13 protein-coding genes, 1 tRNA gene and 3 pseudogenes are annotated in these 21,276 nt (G+C 62.9%); 10 read left to right on the top strand and 7 right to left on the bottom strand.

Annotated elements, in window-relative coordinates; genetic code table 11:
- Positions 1 to 126: 126 nt before the first annotated feature.
- A pseudogene (gene ribB, locus ABIC03_RS08115) lies at positions 127 to 750 on the top strand (3,4-dihydroxy-2-butanone-4-phosphate synthase); the annotation flags it as partial.
- A 341-nt stretch (positions 751 to 1,091) separates the two neighbouring features.
- On the opposite strand, the pseudogene ABIC03_RS08120 reads toward ribB, so the two are convergent.
- Positions 1,092 to 1,295: pseudogene (locus ABIC03_RS08120) on the bottom strand (methyl-accepting chemotaxis protein); the annotation flags it as partial.
- Here ABIC03_RS08120 and ABIC03_RS08125 point away from each other — a divergent pair.
- Both ABIC03_RS08125 and ABIC03_RS08130 read left to right on the top strand, forming a co-directional pair.
- Positions 1,231 to 2,424 carry a recombinase family protein gene (locus ABIC03_RS08125; protein ID WP_354056987.1) on the top strand — a complete coding sequence of 398 codons (1,194 nt, stop codon included), beginning with the start codon at positions 1,231 to 1,233 and terminating at the stop codon, positions 2,422 to 2,424. The pseudogene ABIC03_RS08120 and the gene ABIC03_RS08125 overlap by 65 nt on opposite strands.
- Before the next feature lie 361 nt (positions 2,425 to 2,785).
- Positions 2,786 to 4,030: a Gfo/Idh/MocA family protein gene (locus tag ABIC03_RS08130; protein WP_354056989.1), complete on the top strand. Its 1,245-nt coding sequence runs from the start codon at positions 2,786 to 2,788 to the stop codon at positions 4,028 to 4,030.
- A 43-nt stretch (positions 4,031 to 4,073) separates the two neighbouring features.
- Here ABIC03_RS08130 and ABIC03_RS08135 read toward each other — a convergent pair whose 3' ends face one another.
- The 5 genes and pseudogenes from ABIC03_RS08135 to ABIC03_RS08155 form a co-directional block, all read right to left on the bottom strand.
- On the bottom strand, positions 4,074 to 6,227 hold the full coding sequence (locus ABIC03_RS08135) for an exonuclease domain-containing protein (protein WP_354056991.1): 2,154 nt from the start codon (positions 6,225 to 6,227) through the stop codon (positions 4,074 to 4,076).
- 73 nt (positions 6,228 to 6,300) lie between these two features.
- Positions 6,301 to 7,038 carry an SOS response-associated peptidase gene (locus ABIC03_RS08140; RefSeq protein ID WP_354057552.1) on the bottom strand — a complete coding sequence of 246 codons (738 nt, stop codon included), beginning with the start codon at positions 7,036 to 7,038 and terminating at the stop codon, positions 6,301 to 6,303.
- Between the two features lie 263 nt (positions 7,039 to 7,301).
- Positions 7,302 to 7,469 (bottom strand): annotated as a pseudogene (locus ABIC03_RS08145) (IS110 family transposase); the annotation flags it as partial.
- Positions 7,470 to 8,495: 1,026 nt separating this feature from the next.
- Positions 8,496 to 10,475, bottom strand: coding sequence for a DUF6538 domain-containing protein (locus ABIC03_RS08150; RefSeq protein ID WP_354056993.1), 1,980 nt, complete (start codon positions 10,473 to 10,475; stop codon positions 8,496 to 8,498).
- A gap of 100 nt (positions 10,476 to 10,575) precedes the next feature.
- Positions 10,576 to 10,650, bottom strand: a tRNA-Gln gene (locus tag ABIC03_RS08155).
- Positions 10,651 to 10,905: 255 nt separating this feature from the next.
- Between ABIC03_RS08155 and ABIC03_RS08160 the strand changes: the two genes are divergently transcribed.
- Positions 10,906 to 12,684, top strand: coding sequence for an acyl-CoA dehydrogenase family protein (locus ABIC03_RS08160; RefSeq protein ID WP_354056995.1), 1,779 nt, complete (start codon positions 10,906 to 10,908; stop codon positions 12,682 to 12,684).
- A 91-nt stretch (positions 12,685 to 12,775) separates the two neighbouring features.
- Here the strand turns inward: ABIC03_RS08160 and ABIC03_RS08165 are convergent, their stop codons facing one another.
- The gene (locus ABIC03_RS08165; protein WP_354056997.1) at positions 12,776 to 14,017 is read right to left on the bottom strand and encodes an MFS transporter; all 1,242 of its coding nucleotides are present in this window, start codon (positions 14,015 to 14,017) and stop codon (positions 12,776 to 12,778) included.
- 247 nt (positions 14,018 to 14,264) lie between these two features.
- Between ABIC03_RS08165 and ABIC03_RS08170 the strand changes: the two genes are divergently transcribed.
- From ABIC03_RS08170 to ABIC03_RS08195, 6 genes are all read left to right on the top strand, one after another.
- Entirely contained in the window at positions 14,265 to 15,026 is a 762-nt protein-coding gene (locus ABIC03_RS08170; protein ID WP_354056999.1) for an enoyl-CoA hydratase-related protein, read from the top strand.
- Between the two features lie 73 nt (positions 15,027 to 15,099).
- The gene (locus tag ABIC03_RS08175; protein WP_354057001.1) at positions 15,100 to 16,758 is read left to right on the top strand and encodes a bifunctional metallophosphatase/5'-nucleotidase; all 1,659 of its coding nucleotides are present in this window, start codon (positions 15,100 to 15,102) and stop codon (positions 16,756 to 16,758) included.
- A gap of 134 nt (positions 16,759 to 16,892) precedes the next feature.
- Positions 16,893 to 17,822, top strand: coding sequence for a histone deacetylase family protein (locus tag ABIC03_RS08180; RefSeq protein ID WP_275171775.1), 930 nt, complete (start codon positions 16,893 to 16,895; stop codon positions 17,820 to 17,822).
- 73 nt (positions 17,823 to 17,895) lie between these two features.
- A complete protein-coding gene (locus tag ABIC03_RS08185) occupies positions 17,896 to 18,147 on the top strand; it encodes an exodeoxyribonuclease VII small subunit (protein WP_027516568.1) in 252 nt (83 codons plus the stop codon).
- A gap of 601 nt (positions 18,148 to 18,748) precedes the next feature.
- Positions 18,749 to 20,677: a 1-deoxy-D-xylulose-5-phosphate synthase gene (gene dxs, locus ABIC03_RS08190; protein ID WP_354057004.1), complete on the top strand. Its 1,929-nt coding sequence runs from the start codon at positions 18,749 to 18,751 to the stop codon at positions 20,675 to 20,677.
- Positions 20,678 to 20,710: 33 nt separating this feature from the next.
- A complete protein-coding gene (locus ABIC03_RS08195) occupies positions 20,711 to 21,265 on the top strand; it encodes a nucleoside 2-deoxyribosyltransferase (protein WP_354057006.1) in 555 nt (184 codons plus the stop codon).
- The last annotated feature ends 11 nt before the right edge of the window (positions 21,266 to 21,276 follow it).

The following is a 21,276-nucleotide window of genomic DNA, read 5'->3' on the forward strand; positions in this document are numbered from 1 at the left end:
CTCCGGCCAGTTAGCAATATTGGTGAAGTCAAGATCGGCAGAGTGCTCGAGCGGCGCTCCGAGCCTGACAATCCGCACACGACCTAACGCGAGCACACGTCGGCTCCAGCGAGCAGAGCGACCGAGATGACGGCATGGATCGAAGCGGCCCTGCAAGCGTTCGCCGACGGCGAAATCGTCGTGGTCACCGACGACGACGATCGCGAGGGAGAGGGCGACCTCGTCGTCGCAGCCTCGCGGTGTACGGCTAAGAAGATGGCGTTCATCATCCGCCATACATCGGGAATCGTCTGCGCTCCGATTGCCCTCGAAGACGCGAGACGCCTGCGGCTTGACCCGATGGTTCTCAACAACTACTCGGCTCACACCACGGCGTTCACCGTGTCGGTGGACTACCGGCCGGATAACGGAACGGGCATCTCGGCCGAAGAGCGGGCCTCGTGCTGCCGTGCACTCGCCAACCCCAACACTGGCGCCGGCGATTTTTGCCGGCCGGGACACATCTTCCCTCTGATCGCAAAGGAGGGGGGCGTACTCATGCGTTCGGGGCACACCGAGGCCGCCGTCGACCTCTGCAGACTGGCAGGTCTCGAGCCGGTCGGTGTCATCAGCGAACTGATGAACGACGATGGCTCAGTGATGAAGGGTCCGCAAGTCGCGGCGTTCGCCGACAAGCACAAGCTGAAACAGGTCACCATCGTTGACCTCATCAGCTTCCGGCAGGCCCGCGAGACGCTGATCGAGCGCGTCCCGCACCTCAGGCATTCGGCGAAGCTTGCAGTTCGTCTCGCGACAGATCTCCCCCGGCCCAGTCTGGCCGGCCTCGGCCTCGGAGAAGTAGCGCGCCGGCATCGGCACGATGGGAGCCACGGGGCTGCGCCGCATCGCTTCTGCTTTCGACCGAACATTGCCTACGAGCAGAGGCCGAGAAAGAATAAGGCAGCCGGCTGCGTGCCCCAACGCGCGAGCGGTTCAGTTCTTAGGCCCAAGACGGAACTAAGCTGAAGCGCACCGACACGTCGCTATCATGGGCACTCAAACGCACGACGTGGGCGGCGAGCAGAGTTTTAATTGCCCGATGACGGAAGATTCTATGCAGCTCGCACAGAAGCCAGGAACTTGCCGACTTCAGCGCTGAGACGACTGCTGTCGCTCGAAAGTGACCGTGCTGCTGACAGAAGCTCTGCCGAGGCGGAGCCCGTTTCCGTAGCGCCGCGCTTGACGTCGCTGATGTTGGAACTCACCAGGGCCGTTCCCGCTGCGGCCTTTTGCACGTTACGAGAGATCTGCTGCGTCGAAAGCGAGCGTCCGAAGGCCCTTCTCGCAAAGGGGCAATTCAAGGCTCTGCAATCGGATCGCGTTCGGCTGCAGCACGGCTCGGCCGAAGAGGCCGCCGTGATCCGGGAAATTTTCGATCAGTTCGTCAACTGCCGGCAATCCTACAGCGACATCAGTCGCCAACTGAACGACGCAGGCATCGCCAATCACAACGGTCGGCCCTGGACCGACAGCATGATTCCCACGATTCTCGGGAACGAGAACTACATCGGCAAGACCGTCTACAATCGCACCTCAAGACGCTTGGGCCAGAAGCTGGTCAAGAATCCGGATAGCGCTTGGGTCCGGGGCGCTGCGGCGATCGAGCCTATCGTGGACCAAAGCATCTTCGCTCGCGCCCAGAAGCTGCTGGCCGAGCGCCGCGTGGAGATTCCGGAAGAAGAGATGCTGTTGCGCCTTCGTCTCACGCTCCGCCGGCGCGGTAAACTCAACTCGCACATCATCAATACGACTCTGGGTCTCAATCACGTCTCGTCGTACGTGAAGCACTTCGGTTCGCTGCGGAAAGCCTATGCGCTGATCGGATATGTGTCGCCGCGCGACTGCGACTGGATCGATAACCGGGATTTTTGGGCCGCCGAACAATCGAGGCATGCCACAGAACTCGCGGAGGCGCTGCGAACGGAACTTGGCCTCCAGGCCGATCTCGTTCCTGACGGCATCGGGCTTGATGTGGGAGGTACGCGGGTGGTTTCGTTTCTGGTCGCGCGACGACTTGCGCATCGCGGAACGGACCACGCGGCGCAATGGAAAGCCTACCGGAGGCAGATCTCATCTGGCCTGCTTGCCGTGATGCGGTTGGATGCGGCCAATCGGGAGATTGAGGACTACGTGCTGTTGCCTGCCCCGTTGAGGTCAGGACGATACGTCTGGCTCTCATCTGATTCCCTTCGTCGACATCGGGGCGCGCTTTATCAGGAAAAGGGGGCATTGTTCGGTGCCATCAAGACAGCGCTGGCAAAAACCAACCGTGCCGCCCCAACCAGCTCAGAACCGTCGAAATCGCGATCGAAATCAGGCCGGCCCAAAGCCAAGGACTTCGGCGGGCGGCGCTCACGGTGCGGAGATACAAAATCGCTCCGATAAGCGTGCCGTAGTTCCTTCGGAAGTCGCCATTCAGTTTCGCGATCTTGGACAATTCCGAGGATGTATCGACGTCATTTGCCATCGGGCTGGCTCCTTCATCCTGCTAGGACCAGCGCCTTATGAACCACTGTTTTGCCCGACGGAGCAAGTGATATTTCGCGTTATCAGAAATCACATGATCGCACTGGAACTTGGTCGGAAGCTTTAACCCTTGCCCCGCATTGCACGGTGAAGCCGGCCTTCCATCCTTGGCAGCGTCCTACGCTTTCGGTGCTTCATTGGATCACTAGCTGCCGATCTTTATTCGCCGGCTAGTGCGAGACGTGGAGGAACCCGTGCAGACTTGGCAGGTTTGAGTGCGATGACAAAGCTCGGCATAGGCTCTCCGCATTTTTCCCTGACGCGCCGTGGTGCGCTTGGACTGTCGGCAGCAACGTTACTGGCTGTGAACGCCTCGCGTGCCGGATTGGCTCAGGCAGCACCTGTAGACACCGGCATGACGCAAGGGGACAAGTTAACCTTCCCGTCCATCGTAAGATCAAGTGAAGCGAACGAAGAGAATGCGGACGGCCCCCTCCCGTCGAGCGAACGAGTCGGCTTCGCCATCGTCGCTTTGGGTCGTCTCTCTGTCGAGCAAATACTGCCTGCCTTTGGGCAAGCGAAGAAAAGCCGCGTGGCCGCGCTCGTTTCGGGATCGCCGGACAAGCTGACCGTGCTTGGCCGCCAGTATGGGGTTCGACGAGAAGCTCTGCTCGGTTATGAGGAACTCGAGCGGCTCCGCGAAATGGAAGACGTCAAGGTCGTGTACATCGTTCTGCCGAACTCGATGCACAAGGAATACGTTCTTCGATCGGCGGCGATCGGTAAGCACGTGCTCTGCGAGAAGCCAATGGCGACGAGTTCAGAGGATGCTCGATCGATGATCGAGGCGTGCTCATCGGCCCGCGTCAAGCTGATGATCGCCTATCGCTGCCGCTACCAGCCTCATCATTTGGAGGTCATTCGTCGTGCGCAAAGCGGAGAGCTCGGGCCGATCAAGCTGATCGAATCGATCAACGGTCAGAATCAAGGAGATCCCGAGCAATGGCGGCTCCGCAAGGCATTGGCCGGCGGCGGATCCCTGCCGGACGTCGGCATCTATTGTCTTAACGCCGCGCGGGCCGTCACCGGCGAAGAGCCGGTCGAGATAGAGGCTCGCATCCACTCGAGTAAAGGCGATCCGCGCTTTCGGGAAGTGGAAGAGAGCGTCGCCTGGATCATGCGTTTCCCTTCGGGCGCTATGGCCAACCTTTCGACCAGCTACGGCATCCATAGGGCATCGCGCCTGGCGGTCCACTCGGACGGCGGCAATCTCCTGTTGGACAATGCCTATCCGTATAAAGGGCAGCGGCTGACAGTGCGTCGCGCAACAGAGAGCCGCGAGACCGAGACGTTGATCGACATCCCTGCAAAAGACCAGTTCGCTCTGGAATTGGATCACATGGCGGAATGCGTTCTCACCGACAGGTCGCCAAGGACGCCCGGCGAGGAAGGTCTGCGCGACATGAAGCTCATGGAAGCGATCTACAAGTCGGCGGATCAACGAACCCTTGTTAGAATCGACTGAGATCACTGAAGTGGCCGCATGGCTCGGCCCTTCCCCGGAATGGCTACGCTGCTTCGCGGCACCCCTCTTCGTTCCGCTTCTTGTTGATGAGGTTCAACAACTGCGCCGTTGCCCGCGCGTCGCATAAGGCTCGATGATGATTGTGGAGCGAGATGCCATATATCTCGCAAAGCTTCCCAAGTCCGTAGGACTTGTGTCCCGGATAGCGCCGTCGCATTCCCGCGCACGTGCAGAGCTTCGGGAATCTGAAGCGCCGCGCGATCCTTTCGAATTCGTAAGCCATGAAACCGTAGTCGAAGCTGACATTATGGGCGACGAAAATGCCGTCCCCCATGAACTCCATGAATCGGTCCGCCACCTCCGCGAACAAAGGCGCGTCCCGAACCATTTCGTTCGTGATGCCGGTCAGCTGGACGATCTTTGCCGGAATGGAACGCTGCGGGTTGAGGAGAGAGTGCCACTCGTCCACGACCCGGTGGTTGCGGATCTTCACAGCGCCGATCTCGGTGATGCGGTCTCCGTTCGACCATGAGCCGGTGGTCTCGATGTCGACAACGACGTAATCCTGCTCGGGGTCGAAGCGGTAGTCGACCCGACCGATCTCGGCCACAATGCCGGCGTCGCCGAGCTGGCGGAGGCGGGTCAGTTGGTTGCGGCGGATCACGTCGCCTTCCGCCTTGACCTCCATGAAGGACGCCTTGCCGTCCTGGACCAACATGAGGTCGGGGAAGCCGTCTCGCATCCCGCGGAAATCGTCGCACATGCCGCGGACAATGCTGGCGATGCCGGCCGTATCGGACCCTTCGAGCAGGGCGCGCAGCGCCTCCACTTGCACGTGATCCCAGCTGAAGATCCCGTTCGGGCGCCCCCACCTCGCTGCGACGGTGCGGAGGATCAACGGGAGTGCGGATCCGGACGCGATGGCCGCCAGCTTCTCGTCGATTGTCGCGGCGAAGAGCCGACGGAAGCTGCGGTCCTTCAGGCAATGAGGCATCCAATCGAACCCGCTGGGCATGCGGGTGCTCTCGAACAGTTCGTCCCAGAAGAGCAGGCCAAACAGGGTTTGCCACAGCACGTTCTCGGTGAAGTAGACCTTCGTGCCCTCGCGCCGCAGCACGCCGGCGACGCCCGCCTCGGGATTGCCGCGATGAGTGTCGTCTACGGTGATCGTGCGGCCGGACCGCAAAAGTTCGGTGTGGAGACCTGTGCGCCGTCCGCCGAACTTGCGGGCGTAGAAGTCGGTAGCGAAATGGTGTTCTTCGTCGCTGGCGGGATCATCGATCATGCGCTGCAGCAGCGCTTCGGCCTCTGTCTTGTCGCCGTCATTGTAGAGCAGTCGGACCAGGCGCTCGTTGCAGTCCGGCGAAGACCCCGCCCGGTAAAGCTGAAGGGCAAGATCGCTTTCGCCTGCTTTCTCGAAGAAAAGCCCCGTTTGATGCGCGGCTCGGCTGCGGAGATCGCCGGCGAACTGAGTCCCGCAGGCGGGCCCGGCGAACAGGTCGACGGCGGCCCGTCTGTGGACAGGCTCCGTTCCGACCTCCAGGCTGTCGAGGATCTGGCTGTAGTGGAACGAGGCGAGCGCCTCCTCGGCATCGGTGAAGCGCGCGCTAAACGACGTCTCGCGGTTGGTGCGGAGGATTCCCAGGTCGCGCAGCGCGAAGTTCTTCAGGCTCACCTCGGTCTTGCCGAAATACAGGTAAAGCAGGAACTCGATCGGCCGCGTCCCCTCGAGCGCGATGAAATTGCGGGCGCCACAGTGCTGCGCTGCGACCGAAAAGGGGATGGTGTGTAAATAATAGTCGACGAACTTCGGCTTCGACCAGGATTTGCGGACGTCTCCTCGCCCGGCCGCCTGCGCTCCGGTGACGAGGACGTCCTTCGGCAGGGACGAGACGAAGGCCGCATAGTCCGCCTCGCCGAGCGCGCGGGCCTGACCGGCCGCGGTCAGATCGGCGGCCGCACGCTCGACGTCATCGATCTCGGGGTAGTTGAACAGGGATCGGTTGAAGATGGCACCGCGCCTGTTGATCATGCGGACCAGGAGGCAACGCGCATCTCTCGAAAGGCCCTCGAACCGCGCCATGAAGGCGTGATGATCCGGACCAAGTACAGGGGCGTACGTCCGCCGCACGAACCCCAGCATTTCGGCGAAGTGGTCGAGATAATAGTAGACGGGCAGTTGCGGCAATTTGGCCAAGCGGACCTTCGGGGCAGAATCGTTGTTCTATTTTTGTTCGAGGGCCACCCTCAGAGTCAAGCGCCTCGACAGGCTACGGGTGACCAGAGCCGTCCATCGGCGCCGCGTCTTCCTTCACGCCGCGAGCGACGATCCGGAGCGTCCCGTCCGGAAGAGGCCGCTGCAGCTTCAGGGCTTCCTCGGCGGGCGCCGTCATCCAAGTTTCGACCTCATCAGGTGTCGTCAGGATCACCGGCATCGCCTTCGGATGGATGGCGCCGACCTCGGCGTTCGGCTCGGTCGTGAGGAACGCGTAAAGGTCGTTGGTGGTCTCGCCCTCCCTCACCTTCCGGACCGATGTCCAGTTGGTCCAGATGCCGGCGAAGCACAGGAGTGGGCGGGACTCGTCGAGCGCAAACCAGATGTCGCCGCCTTCGGCCTTGTTGAATTCGGAGAAGCTGTTGAACGGCACCACGCAGCGATTCTCGACGCCGAGCCAGCGGGTCCAGTGTTTGCTCTTCAGGTTTCGGATGTTGGTGGTTCCAGAATCCGGCTCCATCCGGAGCAATTCCTTGAAGTCGACTGTCTTGCCCTTAGCTTGCAGCTTCTCCGCCCGCTTCTTCGTCGCATCCATCAAAGCTTTCGACGACGAGGGCATGCCCCAGCGTGCCGTGGCGAGTTCGCGCCCCTCGACGCCATTCCGGATGATCGGGGCCTTGTAGTCGGGGAAGACGCCGGGCATCGGCGCGAGGTTGCCGACGTAGCGGTTGACGACTCGGAACAGCGCGCTGATGGCGGCCTGGTTGGTTGTGATCGAATACAGATTGCAGATGTGGACGGCCCCCCACTTGTCAGGATTGTAGCAGACTTTTGGCCAGATCGCTTGCTATCAGATGTCCGGCCTGTTTGCGCGGACAAAGCCCGCTGGCCGAGATGGTGTTCGTTACGCACGCTCCAAGCACATGGGCGACACTCTTAGTGCCAGTGTAATCTTCGGAAGCTCGCGCGTATCGACCGATCGGTCCTTCCATCTACTGCGTCCTGCAAGTTCGTGGGCAATCCGCCGAGCAACCTCGCTCGCGGGCCGATTTCAGATCAAGTCGGCATGGCGGCCACCGGCTGCTTGTACACGCCACCCGATATCATCAAGCGCCAAGCTATGCGGGCAAACTTGTTTGCCAAGGCCACCGCGACCAACTTTGGCGGCTTTCGCCCCAGCAGCGAAGCGAGCCATGGTGTGGGCTTATGACGGCCCTTTCGGATACTCTACTGCAATGCGAGACGGCTCGTAGCCTAGCGTGTTGATCAGCCGCGCGAGCCAAAGCTGCCGGGTGCGCTCTTCAGGTTTGAGCTGAAATTCTTTACCCCTTACCAAGCACGTCGTGTAGCGAATAAGTTTACCTCTGACGTTTCGCTCCATGGTGCGATTATCAAGCGCGCGGTGTTCTTCTTGCTGTTCTCTTTGATTCGGCTTTGAGCCATATTCTATTGGTCCCCCAGTGCCGCCTGCCTGCTTGAAGGCTGCAACGCGGTTGCTCTCAGCTTATATTTTGCAACCTTCACGATGGCTATGACAGAGCCATCCATTGTCCACTTAAGTCGAGAGCGAATCAGAGAATTATCGTGGCGCGTTGCGGGTCTCGCGCTTGCCCACGAGCTTGCGCAGATCGTCCGGGACTGCTTTCTGGAGTTGGTAGATTCCTGTTTCGGATGCTTCCAAGGACGCGACATGGCTAACGGCATTGTACCACCCTTCTGTACCACTGAGGAGCGGGTAAGCCGTTGAGTTTGCTGAATTGCTTTGGATATCAGGCTCTTAGAAGAGCGATGGTGCCCAGGGGCGGATTAGATCCCGGGGTGGGGGATTGGAGACACACCTGTTGTTTGAGCGATTGCTCCTTGTTCAGTGCTGAATCTAAATCTTCTCGTTTCTGATGCAATCAGACGTATGGGCCGGAATATGGGCCACTAAACAGCGAAGCGAATTGCGTACTGATCAATAACGACTTTTCGCTCTGTATGGCGGAGAGAGTGGGATTCGAACCCCCGTTAACCTGCCACACTTTCGCAAATCGCAGTCCGCACGTCGGCTCTCCGCGCCGATGTTGATCGTTCACGACGAGAATTGATCCGCGACCGTTGAGGATGTATCAATGAGATATCCCTCGTGTCGAAACATCGGTCGGCCGAGTCTGGAAAATCAAAGGGTTACGCTGGAATTGGTAGCGGGAGAGGGACTCGAACCCCCGACCCCAGGATTATGATTCCAGTGGTCTAACCATCGGCTGGTTACTCCAACTGTTTTGCACGCGATGGCTGTGAAAACGGCGCCACTTCCCTGTTTTGGACCCAGGGAACGAGATTCGTGGCATGCGGCTCGAGATGGTCGGTGATCACGTTGAGCTTCATGATGAACTCGAACAAGGTGTCGAGTTCATGGGGCTCGCAGTAGCGCTCGCTGGTTTCGCCGTCGCCGCCGTGGCCGAGGAGATCCGCGCGGTCCTCTTTCGTCAGCAGCTTCTTCTTCAGTTGCGCGCCGAAGAGATGGCGCACGGCATGCGCGCCCAGCCCCTCTTCGGTGATTTTGGCCGCCGTAAGGATCGGCTTGAACAACTTGTAGAAGCGGTTGCCCAGCGGCGAGCGGCTGCTGGGAGAGTACAGATCGGGGAAGAGCAGCTTATATCCGAGCGTCTTGATTTCCCCGACGTAGTCGAGGAAGCCCAATCGGATCAGTTCCGGATGGATCGGAATATTGCGTTTCGACTGAGCGTTCTTGATACGCCGCTGCTCATTAGCCGCAATGTGGATGTACGGCCTGCAGCCTTCGCGATCGAAGATGATATCGTCCGCCATCGCACCGCAAAGCTCCTCGCGCCTCGCGCCCGTATAGTAGATGAGGATCGGGACGAAATAGAGGGCACAGTGGAAGATCTGGGCCGCCCCCTGCTCGCCCCACTTCCCGAGATCGTCCCAGCCGGCGCAGTTGATGAACGGCGGCGTCCGGAACATCGCTTTCGCGCTGTCGATGGGCAGCTTGCGCCTCTCGTCGCGGGCGCGCTTGTTCTTGCTGCGGCTCTTTGCGCGCAGCTTGGTCAGATCGATCGCTTCCAGACTCTTCACGCCGCGCGCCGTGGCGTGTTCGAAGATCTGGCCAAGGAAGGTCGCATGGCGATTGATAGTACCGCCACTGATCCCGCGCTTGACCTGCACGACGGATCGCCCCTTCTCGCGAAGCTGCTCGATCGTCAGTTGCTCGTCACGCGCCGATTTGCCGTAGTGCTTGTAGATGTCGAAGCGGAGGAAATCGACGAACTTGCCGACGTGTTCCTGGCGCAGCAGGCTGAGATCGAGAATGCGCTGATCCTGAACCATGAACTTGACGAACAGGTTTGCGATGCTCTTGGCCTGCCGTTGCGTCTTGTCGTCCCAGTGTTCGTCCGCGCGATTCTGCTGGGCGACGCGATCCGCCAATTGCGCGAAGTCGGCCATGGGAATGAACCGCGGGATGGTCGGAGCATCGACCTCCGGTGGATCGGTGGGACGATCCACCGGACGATTCACCATAGACGGAGGCGGCTTCGGTGGATCGCTCTTTGCGAGCATCATGCGATCCACCAGTCCGTCATCCTCGATCCTCACACCACCGTAGCGCCGGTCGGACTGGGCCAGCGCCAACTTCATCCCCCGAAGATAGGTCCCCTGGGCCACAGCGAGATTCATGGCGGTCGGCGTGGCGGCGACGCCCTCGATCATGCCCCGCAGGATGTAGTGCTTCGTGGGGACAAGGTCGTTGACGCGAAGCATGGCCAGGTGGTCCTGGACGGCCTCGATGTCGGCTTCGGAGAGCCCGTCGGCGGTCATGCGCCCGCGATCTTCCTCGCGCACCACGGCATTGACGCCCTGGGCGTCCAACAGCGCGTAGGCCCAATAGGCCCTCCAGTCGTCGGCTTTCGCCTGCCCGAGATCAAACCCGGGCGAGCTCTTGGCCGCGAAGGCGACACGGTCGAGCTTGGCCAGATGCCCGTCGACGACGGCATGGAGCATTGTCTCAATTTGAGACCTCGTCAGATGCGGGTCGGGGCCGTCGGCGAGCATCGCAACATCGTCCAAGGTCAGGTTGAGCTGGTTGGCCAGGCGACGGGCGACAGCGCGGCTCATCGTCCGAAGGCTCATAGAAACATGCGGGCGGCCATAGCGAATGGCAAGCGCCCGAGGGGTACGGCGCCGCCAATAGTAGACGGCTTGGCGGCGAAAGATGTGGAAAGCCATTGCGAGCGACACCCTGTGCAGCAGTGATGTGTCGCAGCGCTGTGCAGCAGCGCCCCAGCCAGGCCGGTTTCGTCAGCAATTTCAGGGGAAGCGGAGCCGCTGGCTGGGGCGGGAGGGATCGAACCTCCGAATGGCGGAATCAAAATCCGCTGCCTTACCACTTGGCTACGCCCCATCAGGCCCTCGGGACCGGCGGCGCCAGGAGCGTCCGCGGATTCCCTCGAGTGGTGCCGGTCTATAGGGAGAGGCGCGGCATTTCAACCGCCCGGAGGGGCAAATTACCACAGGCGCCGGTGGCGCCGCGCCATGCCTTATATGAGCGCTACGCCACCCCGTTCCCAACGGGCGCTCCGCCACCCCTCCTGACAGTTGAGACCGCTGCCGTTTCATGGGAATACGGCGGCAAGAACTGTCTCCCCGGGAGTGAGCCATGACCTACCGCGCGCCGATCTCTGACATGCTGCTGTCGCTCAACCACGGCGCCGGCCTGAAGGCTGCCATGGAGGCCGGCCATTACGGCGATTTCGACGGCGATATCGTGAGCGCCGTGCTGGAAGAAGCCGGCAAGTTCGCAACCGACGTGCTGGCGCCGCTCAACAAGGTCGGGGACGAGCACGGCATCAAGCTCAGCGACGGCAAGGTCACGACGGCGCCGGGCTGGCCGGACGCCTACAAGCGCTGGACTGAGGGCGGCTGGAACGCGGTCTCCGGCCCCGAGGATTTTGGCGGCCAGGGCCTGCCGCTCGCGATCAACGCGGCCTGCACCGAGATCTGGAGCGCCGCCAACGTCGCCTTCGGCCTCTGCCCGCTGCTGACGGCGTCGGCGATGGAGGCGCTGGACGCGCATGGCAGCGACGAGCTGAAGAAAATCTATCTCGAGAAGCTCGTCTCCGGTGAATGGACCGGCACGATGCAGCTGACCGAGCCGCAGGCCGGCTCCGATGTCGGCGCGCTGCGCACCCGCGCCGAGAAGCAGGCCGACGGCACCTATCGCATCAAGGGGACGAAGATCTTCATCACCTATGGCGAGCACGACATGACCGACAACATCGTGCATTTCGTGCTGGCACGCCTGCCGGACGCGCCCGCCGGGACCAAGGGGGTATCGCTGTTTCTCGTTCCCAAATTCATGGTCAACGAAGACGGCTCGCTCGGCGCGCGCAACGACATCTTTGCCTCCGGCGTCGAGCACAAGCTCGGCATGCATGCCTCCCCCACCTGCACCATGACCATGGGCGATCATGGCGGCGCGATCGGCTTCCTCGTCGGCGAAGAGAACCAGGGCATGCGCTGCATGTTCACGATGATGAACCAGGCCCGCCTCGGCGTCGGCCTCGAAGGCGTCGGTGTAGCCGATCGCGCCTATCAGCAGGCATTGTCGTACGCACAAGAGCGCAAGCAGGGCCGCGCCCTCGGCAACAAGGGTGACGGCTCCGATCCGATCTTCGTGCATCCCGACGTCAAGCGCATGCTGATGCGGATGCGGGCGCAGACCGCAGCGGCGCGCACCATCTGCTATGCGACCGCGGTGGCCATCGACGTCTCGACACGCGCCAGTGACCCGAAGGTCCGCGCCGACGCTGCCGCGCGCGCGGCGCTGCTGACGCCGATGGCCAAGGGCTATTCGACCGACATCGGCAACGAGGTCGCCTATCTCGGCGTGCAGGTGCATGGCGGCATGGGCTTCATCGAGGAGACCGGCGCGGCGCAGCACTATCGCGATGCCCGCATCACCGCGATCTACGAAGGCACCAACGGCATCCAGGCCATCGACCTCGTCACGCGAAAACTCGCGGCCAATGGCGGCGCATCGGTGTGGGCGCTGCTCGAGGAACTCTCGGCAATCGTGAAGCAGGTCGAAGCCTCCAACGATCCCGCCTTCGGCACCACGGGCGTGAAATTGCGCGAGGCGCTGGAGGCGCTGACGCGCACCAGCAAATGGCTGCTGGAGCGGGTTGCGTCTGCGCCGAACGAGGCGCTGGCCGGCGCGACGCCGTATCTGCAACAGTTCGGCGCCACGCTCGGCGGCTGCATGCTTGCATCCGAAGCGCTCGCCGCGAAATCCGATGGCATCACGGACGCCGCGCGCTACGTCTCGCTTGCGCGCTTCTTCGCCGAGAACATCGCCGTGCAGGCCGGCGCGCTCGAGCGCACCGTGACAGAGAGCGCGGAGTCGGTCGCCGCGGCGGATGCGGTATTGTTGGGGTAAGCGGGACGCGTGGCCCGGATGGAGCGCAGCGCAATCCGGGGCCGTCATCGTTCGTGGCACGAATCCCGGATTGCGCTGCGCTCCATCCGGGCTACGAAGCTGCGAGCTTCGTACGTCTCCCCGGCCGCCACAGCACAATCCCCGCCGCCACCAGATCGAGCACCACGCACATCGCAAACGCGCTCGTGTAATCGCCGGTTACGCTGCGCACGAGGCCGACGATGCCGGGGCCGAAGGCGCTGACGATGCCGCTGATCGAGGTGCCCAGTCCCATCGCGGCGGCGAAGGCGCTCGCGCCGATCTCACGATGGATGATCAGCGGCGGGAACGTAATCATGTTGCCAATCGAGAAGCCGTAGACGGCGCAGCACACGAGCAGCACCGTCGGGTTCGTGCTTTGCAAAAGCACGAACAGCGCCGCCGCCTGGCTCGTCATCGATGCCGCGCAGGCGAGCCGCGGATCGAGCCGGTCCACGAACAGGCCGAGCGACAGGCGCCCGACCACCGCCATCGCCGCCATGATGGTGACGGCAAGGCCAGCACTGGCGCGGCCGATCAGCGGTTCGAGGAACGTCACTTGGTGAATGATGAATCCCATCTGCGCCAGCAGAGCGATCGCGATCGGCAGCACCATGGTCCAGAACGCCGCGTTGGCGAGCAGCGTCCTGCGCGAGTGAACCGTAGGCAAGGCGGTGCCGCCAGCGGACAAGTCTCCGCCCGACGGCGACGGCATTTCGGCCCGCCAGCCAGTGAAGATCACCACCACCGGCAACACCAGCACCATCATGGCTAGCGTGGCCGCCAGCATCGCTGAACGGAAGCCGATGCTGCTGCTCAGCGACAGCAGCAGCGGGACGAGGACGATGCCGCCGCAGGTCGCGCCGTTGTAGGCGAGGCTGAGCGCAAGCCCGCGGCGCCGTTCGAACCAGGAGTTCAGCACGGTCGCGATCACCACCGTGCCCATGCCGGTCCAGCCGACCGACATCAGCGCATAGGCGAGATAGAGCTGCCAGGGCGTCTGCAGCAGCGCCAGCAGCACCGTCGAAGCGCCGAGCGCCGACAGGCCGCACAGGATCAGCGACCGCAGCCCGATGCGGGCGAGCAGATCGTCGGTGAAGATGACGAGGACGGCAGTCAGGAGAAAGGAGAAGGTGCTGGCCGCAGAGACCAGCGTGCCCGGCCAGCCATGCGCGCGCTGGAGCTCGGCGAGATAGACGCCTTGGCCGTACAGGCCGAAGCCGAACATGAAGAAGGCCATCAGGAAGCAGGCCAGCACGACACGCCAGCCGCGGTAGTGCAGCGAGGATTCATCAACACAAGTGGCGGCAATCATCAATCGAGCAATCGGCCAAATGGAGCGGCGCGAGCCGATCGTGCACCACAACCAGGGGTTTTTCAATCGAAAAGGGGTAGCTAATTATTGCGACGCGCAACACAGCAGCGGGCTGATGCGCCCGTCTCACGTGAATTCGGGCCCCAAAAGGTCGAGCCAGCGCATTGGCACGCCTGCAAGATGATGTAGGCTGACGTTTCGGCGAGTCTAGCCAATGTCAGTATCGCGGCGACCGCAGGGGCCTCTCATGTCGAATGGCAACATCATCGTCACCGAAGAGCGCGGAACACGCGTGATCACCCTGCGCCGCCCGAGCAAGAAGAACGCGATCACGCAGGACATGTATCGGGAGATGAGCCGCGCGATCGACACTGCGCAGAACAATCCCGAGATCCGCTGCATGATCATCACCGGGGGCTCCGGCGTGTTCACCGCCGGCGACGACATCGACGATTTCATGCACGCCGACACGTCGCGCCCCGAGACGCTGTCCGACGGCGCCAAGTTTCTCTATTCGCTCGCCCTCAACGCCAAGCCGGTGATCGCGGCCGTGGATGGCGCGTCGATCGGCATGGGCACCGTGATGCTGTTCCATTGCGACTATGTGCTGGCCTCGAACGCGGCAACCTTCTCCGCACCCTACATCCATCTCGGGCTCGTGCCGGTCGGCGCGTCCAGCCTCTTGATGCCGAACACGATGGGTTACCAGCGCGCCTTCGCGATGCTGGTGATGGGACGGACTTTTACGGCCGCGGAAGCGCATGCCGCCGGCTTCGTCAACACCGTGGTCTCGCCGGGTCATACCGAGGTCGAGGCGCGCAAGGTGGCGCGCGATATCTGCCGGCTCCCCGCCGAAGCGGTGGCGACCTCGCGCAAATTGCTGCGCGTCGCATCCGAAGAGCTTACCCGCCGCATCGACCAGGAGGCCCATTTGTTCGGCGAGCGGCTGAAGTCGGAAGAAGCCACCGCCGCGTTCAACGCGTTCGCGAACAGGAAGAAGAAAAAGTAGGTACCATCCGGCGCCCCTGAGCGACGGCGAGAACTTTCGTGAAATCTTCGTGCGGAACGACTAGTCTGGTTCCATGCGACATGTTCTCCGCCTGACCGTCTTCTCGCTCGCGCTCGCCGCCCTGCCCGCGTCCGCCCAAACCGCTGCCCCCGTCGAACTGCGCATCCTCGCGATCAACGATTTCCACGGCAATCTTCGCCCGCCGCCGGGCGGCATCCGGATCAGCGATCCCGAGGACAAGTCCAGGAAGGTGATGGTGGCTGCCGGCGGTGCCGAATACATGGCGACGCTGGTGAAGCAGCTGCGTGAGGGCCACAAGAACACGATCTTCGTCGCCGCCGGCGACCTGATCGGCGCGAGCCCGTTCCTGTCGGCGATGTTCCACGACGAGCCTTCGATCGAATCGCTCTCGATGATGGGGCTCGCGATCACCTCGGTCGGCAATCACGAATTCGACGAGGGCAAGACCGAGCTGTTGCGGATGCAGAACGGGGGTTGTCATCCCGTCGACGGCTGTCAGGCACCGCATCCCTTTACGGGCGCCAAATTCCATTATCTCGCGGCGTCCACCATCGAGACCGCGACCGGCAGGAGCGTGCTGCCGCCTTACGAGATCAGGGAATTCGAGGGCATCCCCATCGCCTTCATCGGGCTGACCTTGAAGGAGACCGCGGGCATCGTCTCGCCCGCGGGCATCACCGGCCTCGAATTCCGCGACGAAGCCGAGACGGTGAACGCGCTGGTGCCGCAACTGAAGGCGCGCGGGGTCGAGGCGATCGTGGTGCTGATCCACCAGGGCGGCGAGCCGGCCGGCGACTACAACGAATGCCCTGCCATTACGGGGCCGATCGTCGACATCGTGAAAAAATTCGATCGCGCCGTCGACGTCGTCGTCAGCGGCCACACGCATCGTGCTTATGTTTGCCAGGTCGACGGGCGGCTCGTCACCAGCGGCGACAAATACGGGACCCTGGTCACTGCGATCGACCTCAAGCTCGATCCTGTAACGCGCGACGTCGTCAGCGCCAGGGCCGAGAACGTCCTCGTCGCCAATGCGTCACTGCCAAAGGATCCCGAGCAGACCGCACTGATCGATGCCTACGACAAGCTTTCGGCGCCGATCGCCAATCGCCCGGCTGGATCGGTGACGCAGACGCTGTCACGCGTGCCGAACGACGCCGGCGAAAGCGCGCTCGGCGACGTCATCGCGGACGCGCAGCTCGCCGCGACCAGGGACGCCAAGGACGGCGGGGCCGTCATCGCGTTCACCAATCCCGGCGGCATCCGCACCGACATCATTCCGAAGGAGAACGGCGCGATCACCTTCGGCGACGTTTTCGCCAGCCAGCCGTTCCGCAACCGGCTTGTCACCATGACGCTCACGGGCAGCCAGCTCAAGGACATGCTGGAGCAGCAATGGCTCGATCCGAAGCGGCCGCGGATTCTCCAGGTCTCGAACGGGTTCAGTTACGCCTGGGATGCGGCGAAGCCATTCGGCGAGCGCGTGATCAACGAGAAGATGACGCTGAACGGCAGAACGATCGAAGCCGGAAGCGGCTACCGCGTCACCCTCAACGATTACCTCGCAGTCGGTGGCGACGGCTTTACGGTCGTCAAACAGGGCACGGGGCTGCAATATGGCGGCTACGACGCTGACGCGCTGTTCGCGTTCTTCAGGGCGCACGGACCGGTCGGGCCTCTGCCGCTGAGCCGCATCCTGCGTGTGAATTGATCCGGATCAAACGGACCGGTCCGGGAGCACCCTTTGCCATTCCCGGGGGAACGCATAGATTGGGTTTTGCATTTGCGTTTTGGCGCCGGATGCGCCAAGCGACGTCGAGAGCCCGCATCCCATGAGGCCGACTGATGAGTACGCTTCTCCTCTCCCACAAGGCCTGCCTCGACCACGTCACGCCGCCGGGACACCCTGAAAGGCCGGACCGCCTGCGCGCGGTGGAGGAGGCGCTCTCGCATGAGCGCTTCCAGTTCCTGGTGCGCGACCAGGCGCCGGAGGGCGATCTCGACCTCGTCACGCTCTGCCACAACGAGCACTACGTCACGGAGCTGCGCCACATCGCGCCGACCAGCGGACTGGTCTATATCGATGGCGACACCTCGATGTCGCCGGGCACGTGGGAAGCGGTGATGCGCGGCGTCGGCGGCGCGGTCGCGGCGACCGAAGCGGTGATGGCGGGCGAGCATCGCAACGCCTTCGTCGCGGTGCGCCCGCCCGGCCACCATGCCGAGATCGGCAAGCCGATGGGCTTTTGCTTCTTCGACAACGCCGCAATCGCCGCGCGTCACGCGCAGCGCAAATACGGCATCACGCGCGCCGCCATCGTCGATTTCGACGTGCATCACGGTAACGGCACGCAGGACATCTTCTGGTCGGACCCGACCGTGATGTACTGCTCCACGCACCAGATGCCGCTGTTTCCGGGCACCGGCGCCAAGAGCGAGCGCGGCGACCACGACACCATCGTCAACGCGCCGCTCGCCTCCGAGGACGGCGGGCCGGAATTCCGCATCGCGTTCGAGAATTTGATCCTGCCGCAGCTCGAAAAATTCAGCCCGGAGCTGCTCGTCATCTCTGCCGGCTTCGACGCGCATTATCGCGATCCGCTGGCGTCGCTGAATTTGCGCGCGGAGGATTATGCCTGGGTGACGCGCAAGCTGATGGACCTCGCCGACAAGACCGCCGGGGGGCGCGTTGTTTCTGTGCTCGAAGGCGGCTACGACCTGCAAGGACTGAAAGAATCTGTTACGGCGCATGTCGGCGCCCTGATGGGCGCTTGACGCACCCGCCACATTGCGCCCGCAAAACTTTGCTTTCTCCGACGTGAAGCGAATCGGGCAATCGGAAACTTATATGGCCGAAAATACCCAAATCGACGTCTCCAGGCTGACCTTCGAACGCGCCATCGAGGAGCTCGAAACGATCGTGAAGCGGCTCGAAGACGGCAAGGTGCCGCTCGAGGAATCCGTGACGATCTACGAGCGCGGCGAGGCCCTGAAGCGCCGCTGCGAGGAGTTGCTGCGCCAGGCCGAGGCGCGCGTCGACAAGATCACCACCGATGCCAGCGGCCAGGCCACGGGCACCGCGCCGCTCGACGTCCAGTAAGGGCGGCCTCCAAAGGCGCCCTTCTTACGCATCGGCCACCCGCAATTTTTCATGATCGCATGCCGCCGTCGGGGCAGTTGCTGCTGCTTTGGGTCCAGGGGAACCGGCGCTCTAGAGATCACGGAACTCCCTCACGGGGACCCCTCGGCCCTTGTGAAACCCGTGTAAAAGAGCTTTCCACCCGCCAAAACCTGCCGAGGAGCCAAGCGGGCTTGGAACCCTTCGGCTGGCGCCAGAATTAACCACTCTGGCCCGGGGGTTGCAGGTGCATGCCCGTAATCGGCCGAGCGGGTTGGCTTTGGCCCAAGCTTTGGTGTAAAGCTGCGCGGAGTGTGGCTTTTTGTAAGCCTTGCGTGGGCACTGATTACCGACGACAAGCGCTTCAAACTGCTGATGAATTGGCTGGGATGGACGAAGCCGATCTAAGTGACAGGGATCACAGAGACTGAACCGGAGAGCACTTAAGCTCACCTAAGCTTGAAGACGGGGCTTTGCCCCATGCAGGTGGCTCCGACGGTTTAAGGACTCGCGCTGCGCCGATATTGAGCAAACCCATCGCGCACCGGAACGATCTTCCGGCGCTGACAAATTGGAAATCGCCGTGAACGCATATAGTAATACGCCGCTTCTCGACACCATCCGGACGCCGGACGACCTGCGCAAGCTCAAGATCGAGCAGGTTCGCCAGGTCGCCGACGAGCTGCGTCAGGAGACCATCGATGCCGTCTCGGTGACCGGCGGTCACTTCGGCGCAGGCCTCGGCGTGGTCGAGCTCACCACTGCGATCCACTACGTCTTCGACACCCCGCGCGACCGGCTGATCTGGGACGTCGGCCACCAGGCCTATCCGCACAAGATCCTTACCGGCCGGCGCGATCGCATCCGCACGCTGCGCACCGGCGGCGGCCTGTCCGGCTTCACCAAGCGCAGCGAGAGCGATTACGATCCGTTCGGCGCCGCGCATTCCTCGACCTCGATCTCCGCGGGCCTCGGCATGGCGGTCGCGCGCGACCTCGCCGGCGGCAAGAACAACGTTATCGCCGTGATCGGTGACGGCGCGATGTCGGCGGGCATGGCCTATGAGGCCATGAACAATGCGGGTGCAATGAACTCGCGCCTGATCGTCATCCTCAACGACAACGACATGTCGATCGCGCCGCCGGTCGGCGCGATGAGCGCCTATCTGTCGCGGCTCTACTCGGGCAAGACCTATCGCACGCTGCGCGATGTGGCCAAGCAGATCAACCAGCGCCTGCCCAAGATCATCGCCAGCCGCGCCAACCGCGTCGAGGAATATTCCCGCGGCTTCATGATGGACGGCGGCACGCTGTTCGAGGAGCTCGGCTTCTATTACGTCGGCCCGATCGACGGCCACAACCTCGACCATCTCCTGCCCGTGCTGAAGAACGTGCGCGACATGGAGACCGGCCCGATCCTGGTTCACGTCGTGACGCAGAAGGGCAAGGGCTACGGCCCGGCGGAAGCTTCCGCCGACAAGTACCACGCGGTGGTCAAGTTCGACGTCGCGACCGGCACCCAGGCCAAGTCCAAGCCGAACGCGCCGGCCTATCAGAACGTGTTCGGCCAGAGCCTCGTCAAGGAAGCGGAGAAGGACGACAAGATCGTCGCCATCACCGCGGCTATGCCGTCCGGCACCGGCGTCGACATCTTCAATAAGGCGTTCCCGGACCGCACCTTCGACGTCGGCATCGCCGAGCAGCACGCAGTGACGTTCGCCGCCGGTCTCGCCACCGAAGGCTACAAGCCATTCTGCGCGATCTACTCGACCTTCCTGCAGCGCGGCTACGACCAGATCGTGCATGACGTCGCGATCCAGAGCCTGCCCGTGCGCTTCGCCATCGACCGCGCCGGCCTCGTCGGCGCCGACGGCGCCACCCATGCGGGCTCGTTCGACAACGCCTATCTCGGCTGTCTGCCGAACATGGTGATCATGGCCGCGGCTGACGAAGCCGAGCTGGTGCACATGGTCGCAACCCAGGTCGCGATCAACGATCGTCCGAGCTCGCTGCGCTATCCGCGCGGCGAAGGCCGCGGCATCGAGATGCCCGAAATCGGCGTTCCGCTCGAGATCGGCAAGGGCCGCATCGTCCGCCAGGGCAGCAAGATCGCCCTGCTCTCGTTCGGCACGCGCCTCGCCGAATGCGAGAAGGCCGCCGACGAGCTCGCAGCCCATGGCCTTTCGACCACGATCGCGGATGCGCGCTTCATGAAGCCGCTGGACACCGAGCTGGTGCTCAAGCTCGCGCGCGACCACGAGATCCTGATCACGATCGAGGAAGGCTCGGTCGGCGGTTTCGGCTCGCATGTCGCGCAGTACCTGACCGACCAGGGCGCGCTCGACAGCGGCCTGGTGCGGTTCCGCACCATGGTACTGCCCGACGTGTTCCAGGACCACGACACGCCGGCGGCGATGTACGGTCGTGCCGGTCTCGACGCCAAGGGCATCGTCGCCAAGGTGTTCGAGGCGCTCGGCAAGGACGTCAAGGCCGAGACGGTCAAGCTCGCCTAAGAGCGAGCTTCGACCTTCTGCGAAGCAGCTCTCATGAAGATCTATCTGGCAGGTCCCGACGTGTTCCTGCCAGATGCGGTCGAGATCGGCCGGCAGAAGGCTGCGATTTGTGCCGCGAACGGCCTCACCGGGCTCTATCCCCTCGACAACGAGATCGACCTCGCCGCTCCCGACGCCTCGCGCCAGATCTTTTGCGGCAACGAGGCGATGATGGACGCGGCCGATGCGATCATCGCCAACCTCACGCCGTTCCGCGGCGCCGGCGCCGATCCCGGCACCGTCTACGAGCTCGGCTACATGGCCGGCCGCCGCAAGTTCTGCCTCGCCTATTCCAATGACGGCGCCGCCTATGCCGACCGCCTCAGTCGCTTCATGGGCGTGACGCCCGAGGACGGGCGGCTGGTCGATGCGCAGGGGCTGACGGTCGAGGATTTCGGCCTCGTCGACAATCTCATGATGATCCACGCGCTGGAGCTGCATGGTTGCCCGCTGGTGACGCCGGCGCAGATGCCGATCGACGTCTGGCACGATCTGGCCGCGTTCGAGGCTTGCGTCCGGATGGCGGCCGCGCGATTGATCGCTACATAAGCGCCTCAGGC

Source organism: Bradyrhizobium sp. RT6a (assembly GCF_040547675.1).
Lineage (GTDB): Bacteria > Pseudomonadota > Alphaproteobacteria > Rhizobiales > Xanthobacteraceae > Bradyrhizobium.

Bases quoted from the DNA above. Each gene is read 5' to 3' on its own strand.
- ABIC03_RS08125 (WP_354056987.1), top strand. From the start codon at position 1,231: ATGTTGGAACTCACCAGGGCCGTTCCCGCTGCGGCCTTTTGCACGTTA.
- ABIC03_RS08185 (WP_027516568.1), top strand. From the start codon at position 17,896: ATGGCCGAAAATACCCAAATCGACGTCTCCAGGCTGACCTTCGAACGC.
- ABIC03_RS08160 (WP_354056995.1), top strand. From the start codon at position 10,906: ATGACCTACCGCGCGCCGATCTCTGACATGCTGCTGTCGCTCAACCAC.
- ABIC03_RS08150 (WP_354056993.1), bottom strand. From the start codon at position 10,475: ATGGCTTTCCACATCTTTCGCCGCCAAGCCGTCTACTATTGGCGGCGC.
- ABIC03_RS08130 (WP_354056989.1), top strand. From the start codon at position 2,786: ATGACAAAGCTCGGCATAGGCTCTCCGCATTTTTCCCTGACGCGCCGT.
- ABIC03_RS08170 (WP_354056999.1), top strand. From the start codon at position 14,265: ATGTCGAATGGCAACATCATCGTCACCGAAGAGCGCGGAACACGCGTG.
- ABIC03_RS08165 (WP_354056997.1), bottom strand. From the start codon at position 14,017: ATGATTGCCGCCACTTGTGTTGATGAATCCTCGCTGCACTACCGCGGC.
- ABIC03_RS08180 (WP_275171775.1), top strand. From the start codon at position 16,893: ATGAGTACGCTTCTCCTCTCCCACAAGGCCTGCCTCGACCACGTCACG.
- ABIC03_RS08195 (WP_354057006.1), top strand. From the start codon at position 20,711: ATGAAGATCTATCTGGCAGGTCCCGACGTGTTCCTGCCAGATGCGGTC.
- ABIC03_RS08175 (WP_354057001.1), top strand. From the start codon at position 15,100: ATGCGACATGTTCTCCGCCTGACCGTCTTCTCGCTCGCGCTCGCCGCC.